The sequence below is a fragment of the Cupriavidus sp. 8B genome, from assembly GCF_054589115.1.
Genome location: NZ_BAAILO010000404.1, coordinates 77,602 through 86,883, shown reverse-complemented (window position 1 = coordinate 86,883; position 9,282 = coordinate 77,602). Strand labels below are relative to the sequence as shown.

11 protein-coding genes are annotated in these 9,282 nt (G+C 66.2%); 8 read left to right on the top strand and 3 right to left on the bottom strand.

The window, feature by feature from the left end; translation table 11 throughout:
* On the top strand, positions 1-403 hold a 403-nt coding region (locus ACYP5B_RS38120), incomplete at its 5' end, for a TSUP family transporter (RefSeq protein WP_459573019.1).
* 53 nt (positions 404-456) lie between these two features.
* Here the strand turns inward: ACYP5B_RS38120 and ACYP5B_RS38115 are convergent.
* The 3 genes from ACYP5B_RS38115 to ACYP5B_RS38105 form a co-directional block, all read right to left on the bottom strand.
* Complete coding sequence (locus tag ACYP5B_RS38115) at positions 457-2,031, bottom strand: peptide chain release factor 3 (protein WP_459573018.1); 1,575 nt, start codon at positions 2,029-2,031, stop codon at positions 457-459.
* A gap of 136 nt (positions 2,032-2,167) precedes the next feature.
* Positions 2,168-3,133, bottom strand: coding sequence for a YihY/virulence factor BrkB family protein (locus ACYP5B_RS38110; RefSeq protein WP_400095872.1), 966 nt, complete (start codon positions 3,131-3,133; stop codon positions 2,168-2,170).
* Between the two features lie 79 nt (positions 3,134-3,212).
* Positions 3,213-3,380, bottom strand: coding sequence for a DUF1328 domain-containing protein (locus ACYP5B_RS38105; protein ID WP_459573017.1), 168 nt, complete (start codon positions 3,378-3,380; stop codon positions 3,213-3,215).
* A gap of 267 nt (positions 3,381-3,647) precedes the next feature.
* On the opposite strand from ACYP5B_RS38105, the gene ACYP5B_RS38100 reads away from it, so the two are divergent.
* From ACYP5B_RS38100 to ACYP5B_RS38070, 7 genes are all read left to right on the top strand, one after another.
* The gene (locus ACYP5B_RS38100; RefSeq protein ID WP_318231529.1) at positions 3,648-3,833 is read left to right on the top strand and encodes a hypothetical protein; all 186 of its coding nucleotides are present in this window, start codon (positions 3,648-3,650) and stop codon (positions 3,831-3,833) included.
* A 480-nt stretch (positions 3,834-4,313) separates the two neighbouring features.
* A complete protein-coding gene (locus tag ACYP5B_RS38095) occupies positions 4,314-4,862 on the top strand; it encodes a hypothetical protein (RefSeq protein ID WP_459573016.1) in 549 nt (182 codons plus the stop codon).
* Positions 4,859-5,470 (top strand): hypothetical protein, encoded by a 612-nt coding sequence (locus tag ACYP5B_RS38090; protein WP_459573015.1) that lies wholly within the window; start codon positions 4,859-4,861, stop codon positions 5,468-5,470. The genes ACYP5B_RS38095 and ACYP5B_RS38090 overlap by 4 nt, the downstream gene beginning before the upstream one ends.
* Before the next feature lie 18 nt (positions 5,471-5,488).
* On the top strand, positions 5,489-6,289 hold the full coding sequence (locus ACYP5B_RS38085) for a hypothetical protein (RefSeq protein ID WP_459573014.1): 801 nt from the start codon (positions 5,489-5,491) through the stop codon (positions 6,287-6,289).
* An 82-nt stretch (positions 6,290-6,371) separates the two neighbouring features.
* Positions 6,372-7,064 carry a C39 family peptidase gene (locus ACYP5B_RS38080; protein WP_400095847.1) on the top strand — a complete coding sequence of 231 codons (693 nt, stop codon included), beginning with the start codon at positions 6,372-6,374 and terminating at the stop codon, positions 7,062-7,064.
* Position 7,065: 1 nt separating this feature from the next.
* A complete protein-coding gene (locus ACYP5B_RS38075) occupies positions 7,066-7,857 on the top strand; it encodes a hypothetical protein (protein WP_459573013.1) in 792 nt (263 codons plus the stop codon).
* A gap of 60 nt (positions 7,858-7,917) precedes the next feature.
* Positions 7,918-9,249 (top strand): transporter, encoded by a 1,332-nt coding sequence (locus ACYP5B_RS38070; RefSeq protein WP_459573011.1) that lies wholly within the window; start codon positions 7,918-7,920, stop codon positions 9,247-9,249.
* Positions 9,250-9,282: the final 33 nt, after the last annotated feature.

The window sequence follows — 9,282 nt, the reverse complement described above, 5'->3', positions numbered from 1 at the left end:
GTCGCTTGCCGGCAAGCGACCAACCGGCTTTACGCCGCGCGCGGCGCTGCCCTTTGGCCTGGGCGGCGGCGTCTGCTCGGCCATGTTCGGCAGCGGCGGCTTCCTGTATGCGATCTACCTGTCGGGCCGGCTGGGCAAGGACGCCATGCGCATGACGCAGTCCACGCTGATCGGCGTGAGTACGCTGACGCGGCTGGTGCTGTTTGCCTTGGCGGGGGTGTATGCGGGTGCGGCCATCATCAAGCTGGCGCTGTTGCTGGCACCGGCGATGGCGCTGGGCCTGTGGGCTGGGCGCAGGATCACGCTGCGCTTGTCGCGCGAGCAGTTCCTGCGCATGGTCAACGCGGTGGTGCTGTGCTCCGGCGGCGCGCTGGTCCTGCACTTCCTGCTGCGCCTGGATTAAACGCGCCGCCCGGGCGGGCGGCGCTTGTGCCAGATCGCTCCAGCAGCGCGAAATCAGACGATTTCGCGCGTCTCCATGAACTGCAGCTTGGGGAAGCGCTCCTGCGTCAGGCGCAGGTTGACCATGCTGGGCGCCAGGTAGACGTGGTCGCCGGCGCCATCCAGCGCCACATTGTGGCCGGCCTTCTCGATCAGCTTCTCAATCTCCGCGGGGTCGCCCTTGAGCCAGCGCGCGGTGGCGCAATCATGCGATTCGAAGATCGCGTCGACACCGTACTCGTGCTCCAGGCGGTGCGCCACCACATCGAACTGCAGGATACCGACCGCGCCCAGCACCAGGTCGTTGGAGGCGATCGGGCGGAACATCTGCGTGGCGCCCTCTTCCGCCAACTGCTGCAAGCCCTTTTGCAGTTGCTTGACCTTGAGCGGGTTGTTCAGGCGCGCGCGGCGGAAAAACTCCGGTGCGAACGACGGAATGCCGGTGAACTTGAGCGCCTCGCCCTCGCTGAACGCGTCGCCCAGGCGGATGGTGCCGTGGTTGGGCACGCCGATGATATCGCCGGCATACGCTTCTTCCGTCGTATTGCGGTCCTGCGACATGAAGGTGATGGCGTTGTTGATGGCCATGGTCTTGCCGGTGGACACGTGCTGCACCTTCATGCCGCGCTCGAAGCGGCCCGAGCAGACCCGCACGAATGCGATGCGGTCGCGGTGGCGCGGGTCCATATTGGCCTGGATCTTGAACACGAAGCCGCTGAACTTGGGCTCCTGCGGCTCCACGGCGCGCGACTCGGCATTGCGGCCTTGCGGCGGCGGCGCCAGCTCGCACAATGCGTCAAGCAGCGATTGCACGCCAAAGTTGTTGACGGCCGAACCGAAGTACACCGGCGTCTGCTTGCCGCTGAGGAAGGCGTCCTTGTCGAAGGCGTGGGAGGCGCCTCGCACGAGTTCGATCTCGATGCGCAGCTCTTCCGCCTGGGTCCCCAGCACGCGGTCCAGCTCCGGATTGTCCAGGCCCTGGACCATGGACGAGGTGCCCTTCTCACCGTGCGGATCGAACAGCTGCACGCGGTCGTCGATCAGGTGGTACACGCCGCGGAAGGCCTTGCCCATGCCAATCGGCCAAGTCATCGGCGCGCACTGCATCTTCAGCACGTCCTCGATTTCATCGAGCAGCTCGATGGGCGAGCGGCCTTCGCGGTCGAGCTTGTTGATGAAGGTGATGATGGGCGTGTCACGCAGGCGGCAAACGTTGAGCAGCTTGATGGTCTGCGCTTCCACCCCGTTGACCGAGTCGATCACCATCACCGCGGAGTCCACCGCGGTCAGCGTACGGTAGGTGTCTTCGGAGAAGTCCTCGTGGCCCGGGGTGTCGAGCAGGTTGACGATGTTCTCTCGGTACGGGAACTGCATCACCGACGAGGTCACCGAGATGCCGCGCTGCTTTTCCAGCTCCATCCAGTCGGAGGTGGCGTGGCGGTCGGCCTTGCGTGCGCGCACTTCGCCCGCGACCTGGATGGCGCCACCGAACCACAGCAGTTTTTCGGTCAGGGTCGTCTTACCCGCGTCAGGGTGCGAAATGATGGCAAAGGTGCGACGACGCGCAATTTCGGATACGAGCGAGCTCACGGCAATGGATTCGGCAAACAGAGGATGAAAAAGGGGCCCGGGGCGCAGCGGACCGGCGCCAGGGGCCGGCGCGACCATCAGCTTGCGGTCGGGGGCCGGGCACTGCGGGCATGCACGAAGGGAATCGGGCCGTATTTTACCGGTTCGCGGGACCGGCCGCGCGCGGATCGGGCGGCGGGCTGACGCTTTGCCCTCGCAAGCTGCCGAATTGCAGCGCGTATTGGCGGGTTAGCTCAGCGCCGAAGAAGAATATTTGTGCCGAATAATACACCCACAGCATCAACGCAACCACGGAACCGGCGGCCCCATAGGACGAGGCCACGGCGCTATTGCCCAGGTAGAGCCCGATCAGCCGCTTGCCCACGGAAAACAGCAGCGCGGTGATGATGGCGCCCATGATTACGTCGCGCCAGGCAATGCGGGCATTGGGCAGCATCTTGAAGATCACGGCAAACAGCAGGGTCACCACGACAAAGGAGAATGCCGTGGAGATCACGTCGGCCACGGGCGCAAACCACGATTGCGTCCACATCTGCCCCCAAAACCGGTCGACCACTGCCAGCGCGGCATTGACGATCAGCGACACCAGCAGCATGAAGGCCAGCACCAGCACCAGGCTGAACGAGAGCAAGCGGGCCCGCAGCAGTTGCTGCCAGCCGGCACCCTGCGGCGCCGGTGTCTCCCAGATCTCGTCCAGGCTGCCTTTGAGCTCCGCGAAGGCGCTGGTGGCGCCGACAAACAGGATACCGGTGGCGATGGCCGCGGCCAGTCCGCCCCCGCCCGAGCGGTGCGTGGCGGCAAGGATTTCCTGGATGGCGGCCGCGCCCTGGGCGCCGACGAGGTCGTCGATCTGGGAGAAGATCTCGCCCCGTGCCGCCTCCGCGCCAAAGAAAATGCCGGCAATCGAGATCACCAGCACCAGGACCGGCGCCAGCGAGAAGAGCATATAGAAGGACAGCGCCGCGCCCTTGCTCGCGGCTCGGTGCGCCAGCCACGCGCTGATCGCGGCCAGCACCACCCTGACCGTGCGCGCGGCGGTATGGCGATCGGGCAGCCAGTGGCCGATGCCGCGAGCGCGTGGCGTGGGTGGCGTGCGGTCCAGGGACTGGTCCGGGGAATCTGCTGGATTCACGCGTGGATCCCGTTGTTGGTCCGGCGGCTGAATGGTCCGGCGACCTGCCCTAGCGCTGTTCTTTGCTCAGGCCCCATATCAACGACACCGCTGACAGTACGAGGAAGATGATGAAGAGGATCTTGGCAAACTCGGCCGCCGCAGCGGAGATGCCACCGAAGCCAAACACGGCCGCGATCATGGCGATGACGAAGAAAACCACGGCGTAGCGCAACATGATGGGACTCCAACGAAGCCATCTCCCGTTTTGTTATCCGTTCCAACGTTCATGATACAGCCCATCCCGCGCTTTGCCCAAGCCGCCGGGGCGCGGCTCACGACCCGGTTCCGGCCCGGTCCGGGCGGTGAACGGCTAGACTGAAAGGCGGGCAACGCGCCCTCTCGCCGCAGGCGGGGCGCGCCACCGGACCGGCTGGCAGCAACTCCCAACCGTGCTAGCACCGTCCTCCCGCACGCAATCTTTCGACAACCAGAAGGAGGCACCATGAACCGGAAAACCCTCCGCCGCCTTGGCACCGCCGTCTTCCTGGCGCTCGGCCTGCTCGCCGCAGCCGGGTGCGAACGCAGCCAGCCGGGACCCAAGCCGATTTCCGGTGCACTGGCCGGGCACACCGCCGGCACCGCGCCGACGCACCTCGCTCCACCCGCCATGCCGGTACTGTCGGCCTGAGCGTCGACAGCTTCGCAACCGCGCGCCCAGGCCAATGCCGCCAACCCGCGCATCACGCTCCGGCAAGCTCGGAGCGTACCCGTTTCTGCGTATGCAATCTCGCGCCGCTGAACGCGCACAAAGCGGCGCAGACGAGGCGCAAGCGACCGGGGCCGCCCGCGTTGCTGCCAGCACCAAAGACGGGCCGGCACGCTAGCCGGCCCCTGCGTTGTTTCAGCGATGCAACCAGCACCGGCCCGCCCTTGCGGGCGCTCATGGCGTGTCGTCGTGCCTGACTCAGCATGGCCGTGCGCCCAGTCGGCCATCGCTTTGGGCCGGTGCCATCGGCAATGCCGCGTTACAGCACTGCAACCAAAATGTTCTTCCCCTCTCGGGGAACTTCCGCGCGCTCTTGCCTACCACCCGCAAACCGTTGCCAGTGCTCGATTGCCGGGTATTGGCACGCTTGTCGCTCTGTTCGCCACAGGGAGACATATAAAAATGACGCGACGAGTCCTACAACGTGGGAGTGAGTTCAGCCATGCGTCAGCCGCCAGCGCGAATGACGGCGCGGAGGCGTTCGTATCGACTGGCGCGGCCTGCGCCATCGGTCTTGCAGCTTTTGTCGCCGCCCTTGCTTCCTTCTCCGCGATTGCAGATCCAGGCGATATCGTCGTTCTGCGCAGCGTCGAGCCGCGTATTGCCTATCGCGGCATTCCGCAGGGGGACATGCCGATAGCCGCCGCTGTCGAGCCGTTTCCGTCCGCACGTTTCCAGCAGTCCGCCACTGCCGTGGCCAGCGACCTGACCGACAGCGATCTCGCTGCCGCGGTAGGCCGCAACACCGCCGGCACCGCCGTGTCCGGCGCCAGCCAGTCCGCCACCGGGCGGCTGGCCCTGGCGCCCAGCCAGATCGAGGGCCTGGCTAATGGCAGCGGTGCTGGAGGCGTTTCGGGCGGCATCGCCGGCCAGGTCGCGCACGCTACCGGCAACATGACTGGCGCCTTGATGCACGGATTGGCGCCGCTTGCGGTGGGAGGCCGGCCATGACCCGCATCCACACCGCGCACGCCAGGCACGCCGTCTTGCTTGCCGGCCTCACGCTTGCCTGCCTGCCGGTCCACGCACAGGTCCAGGGCACCGGCTCCGACAGCACCCGCATCGATGCCAGTGCGCTCGCCGGCGTTGCCGGTCGTGCCGCCGTGAACCTGGCCGCGGGCAGCGGCAATGCGCAAAGCAACCAGGCCGCCATCGCCGGTGGCAGCGCCAGCGTGCAATCGCAGCAGCGTGCCGGCGCAACCGCGCCCGCGACGGGCGCGGTAAGCCAGATCGGTGGCGGCGCCTTCGCCAATGGCAGCGGGCTGCTTTCGGCGAACGTGGCCAGCGGCAACGGCAACGTGCAAATCAATGCGGCAGTGCTGGCGCCGGCCGCCAGCGTCAGGATCGAAGCCATCTCCGACGGCTTGCTAGCCGCGGAATCGGCCGGAGGAAGTCGCCCGGGTTCAGCGGGCCATGCAACGGGTCAGCGCGAGGCAATCATCCAGACAGATGCCTACCGCAACGCAACAGGCCTGGTGCAGCTGAACCAGACGGCAGGATCGGGGAATGTCTCGTCCAACGTTTTTGTGCTCCGTCCCCCGGCGGGCACTTTTTTCTAAGCAGGGAAGGAGAAAATCATGAGAACGAAAATCCTCGCCATCGCAGCGGGCATTGCGCTTTCAGGCAGCGCATTTGCTGGCGGCTTCAGTTACTTCGACCGGCCGGACGACGCCGATATCTATAGCCAGACAGCGATCAGCAACGACATCTATGTCCGTGGCTTCGGCTTTGCCTGGGGCGATATCCACTTCAGGTCCGAATCTGGCGCGGTGGTCAACAGCCAGCAAAGCGCGCGTGACAATAACGTGCGCATCGGCCCGTCCGCCAATAGCGCATTCGGCGGCGGCAACGCGCTGTTCAATGCGCAAGGCAATATCGGCGTGAACATATCCGCGGGCGCGGGCAACGGCCAGTCCAACCAGGCCGCGCTGGCCAGCATCGACGCGTCGGATGTCTTCGCCTCGGCGCAGGTGTTCTCCAGCCAGAAGACCGGGGATAACGGCATGCACATGGTCGGCGCCGCAAACAGCGCCAGCATGGGCGATAACATGCTTGCCGGGGCCAAGGGCAACGTCGGCGTGAACATCGCCGCGGGCGCAGGCAACCTGCAAAGCAATGCGCTGGCGGCCTCGGTCAATATGGGCAGCGGCGGCCGCAAAGGCGGGGAGCCCGTCGGCGCACTGGCCAAGGCAACCGCGTCCAATGACCAGGCTACCTACGGCAATGACCTGTCGATGTGCGGCTGCAGGCCGAACAACGCCGCCACGCTCAACGGGGGCGCCCTGGCCAACGCAGTGGGCAACATCGGCGTGAATATCGCCGCCGGGGCCGGCAACGCGCAGAGCAACGGGCTCGCCATTTCCACGGCGACCCACTGAGCACGGCGGCAAGAACGCGAACGCGGCAGGAGAGCCGGGGCCCCGGGGGGGCGCCGGCTCAACCCGCCCAAGGGGGAGTGTCATGCGCGCGCTATTCCGCGTGATCGGGGCATGCGTGCTGCTAGCAGCGGCATTCAGCGCTTATGGTCAGAGCACGATGACGATCGACATCGACGGACAGCCGATGCTCAGGAAGCCCGTCAAGAGCATGCTCGAGATGCGCTACCAGAACATGATGCGCCAGCAACTCGACTTCAGTTGCGGCGCGGCCGCGGTGGGCACGTTGTTGCGCTACGGTTACGGCTTTGACCTGGCGGAGCCCAGGATCGTCGAGGACATGCTGCGCATCTCCGACGCCGATACCGTGGTCAAGAACGGGTTCTCCATGCTCGACATGCGCAACTACGTCGAAACGCTGGGCTTGCGCGGACGGGGGTTCCGCGTCGACTACAGCGCCCTGCGGCAACTCAAGATCCCGGTCATCACCTTGCTTGACGTCAACGGCTACCTGCATTTCGTGGTGGTGCGCAAGGCCATCGACGGGCGCGTGTTCGTTGCCGATCCGGCATTGGGCAATCGCATCATCAAGGAGGAGGACTTCGCTGCCAACTGGAACGGGCTGGTGTTCGCCATCGTCGGCCGGCCGTTCGATCCGAACTCGCCGCTGCTCGACATCGCCGCGCCCGCCTTGCGCAACCGGACCAACGCCGCGCTGGCCGGGGGCATGGTGCCCGCGGCGCTGGACTTTGGCCTGATCCGGATGGATTACTTCTGACATGGACACCGCGCATCGCCTCCTCTGCCTGGGCTGCTCCGCCGGCATGGCGCTGGTCACGCCAACGCTTGCGCTCGCGTCCTCCGAGGCTGACGATGCCAGCGACGTGACGGCAGCGCCAGCGATGGCCGAACTTGTCTCCGACGCGGAAATGGCCGGCGTGCGCGGCAAGTACATGGGGGCGAGCCTGGTCAGCGGCTTTGTGGTGGAAATGGTCTCGCGCTGGCAGAACGACACAGCGATCGCCACGGCAACCGCCCGTGTGGCCGCCGCCAACCTCGCCGCCAGCAACGCGGCCGCGCAGGCCACGGCGAGCGTGTCGGCTCACGTCCAGAGCCTTGCCCCAGGCAATGTGCAAGGCAATGGCGGCATCGCCAGCTCCGCGGTGCGGGCGGCGGGCGTGGGCCAGGTCGCGCAGATCGCCGGCGATGGCAATTCGGCCAGCAACGTCAGCACCATCACGACCCAGACCACGCCCATCGCGGCGGTGCCGACCGCGAGCGTGGCAAGCAACACCCCGGCATCGCAGGTGGCACATGGCAGCGGCATCACCGCCAGCGCCACGGTCGCACCAGGCGGCGGCGTGTCGCTGGCCATCCAGTCGGCCGCGGGCAGCGCCACGCAGAATGCGCAAGGCGGCAGCCTGATGCAGGCGGCGCGGATCACGGGCGACGCGCAGCAAGTGCTCAACCTCACCAACATTACGCTGCAGGTGCAGCAACTGACGATCCGGCAACTGACACAAACCAGCATGCGGGACGCACTAGCGGCAATCGCAACGATGCGACGATAATCCAGCATGCAAAGGGCTGGCGCACCCGCTTCGCGCCCATTCAGATTTCCGGGGGGAAAGATGAAGACCGAATTCGCTCTGATAGGTACCCTGGTGGGTACGCTGATCTCGGCTGGCGCGTGGGCGCAGGTCAGCGCCCAGCCCAGTGCCGACGAGCGGATCGAACGGCTGACACAACTGGTCGAGCAACAAGACAAGACCATCAAGGCTCTCGAGCAGCGCCTGAACGACCTGGAAATGGTCGGGGCGCGCGGGCGAGGGGTAGTAGTGGGAACGGGGAGCAGTGCCGACGGGAACGCCGGTGGCGCCATGGCCGCCGCCGGTGTTCCCTCCTTGGCACAGAGCGCCGGCCCCGCCGCGAGCGGCGCGACCACGGCGACGCCTGCCGGCGACACGCCGGTAGTGGGCTCGGATGCGCGCGAGACACAGCAACAGGCGCGCGTGCAGAGCAAGGACCTGGTCTACCAGAGCGAGCATGCGCCGCTGTTCGAGCGGCGCCTGACCATCGACAGCGGCTTTATCTACAGCTACTACGACCGGCGCGCCCTGTCGCTGTCCGGCTTCCTGGCGCTGGATGCCATCTTCCTCGGCACCATCAACCTCAACCAGACCAAGTCGCACACGCTCACGTACGACACCATCGCGCGCTACGGCCTGTCCGACCGCCTGTCGATGGACTTCGATCTGCCGGTGATGTACCGCAACACCAACTTCATCTCCGGCGGCGCGGGCGGCTCCGCCTCGAGCCTGTCCGATGCCACGCTCAGCACCACGGCGCTAGGCGATATCAGCATGGGCTTGTACTACCAGTTCCTGCGCGAGAGCGGCGCCGCGCCCGACGTGGTCGGCAGCATCCGCGTGCGCGCGCCCACCGGGCGCACACCGTTCGGCATCAAGCTGGTGTCGGCGGATTCCAATAACAACAACCTCAACATCGCCGACCGGTTGCCAACGGGCAACGGCGTGTGGGCCGTGACGGCCGGGCTGTCGCTGCTCAAGACGTATGACCCCGTGGTGCTGTTCCTCAATGCCAGCTACACCTACAACATCAAGCGCTCGGTGAGCGATATCTCTTCGGTGCAGGGGCAAGTCACGCCGGCCGACGTGAAGCTGGGCGACACCATCGGGCTCGGTGGTGGCCTCGCGCTCGCGCTCAACGACCGCACGTCGATGTCGATGGCCTTCAATGCCGCTATCTCGTCCAGCACGCAGGTCACCACCTCGGGCATCACGCAGACCGTGATCGGCAGCCGGGCTAACGTGGCAACCATGACATTCGGCTTCAATCACGTGATCACCAAAGGCTTGTCGGTGAGCACCGCGATCGGCCTCGGGCTTACGCCGGACGCGCCGAACTACACTGTGACGCTGCGTTTCCCCTATACGTTCTGAACGCCGCGGGGGCGCGAGCCTGCAAAGCAAAGC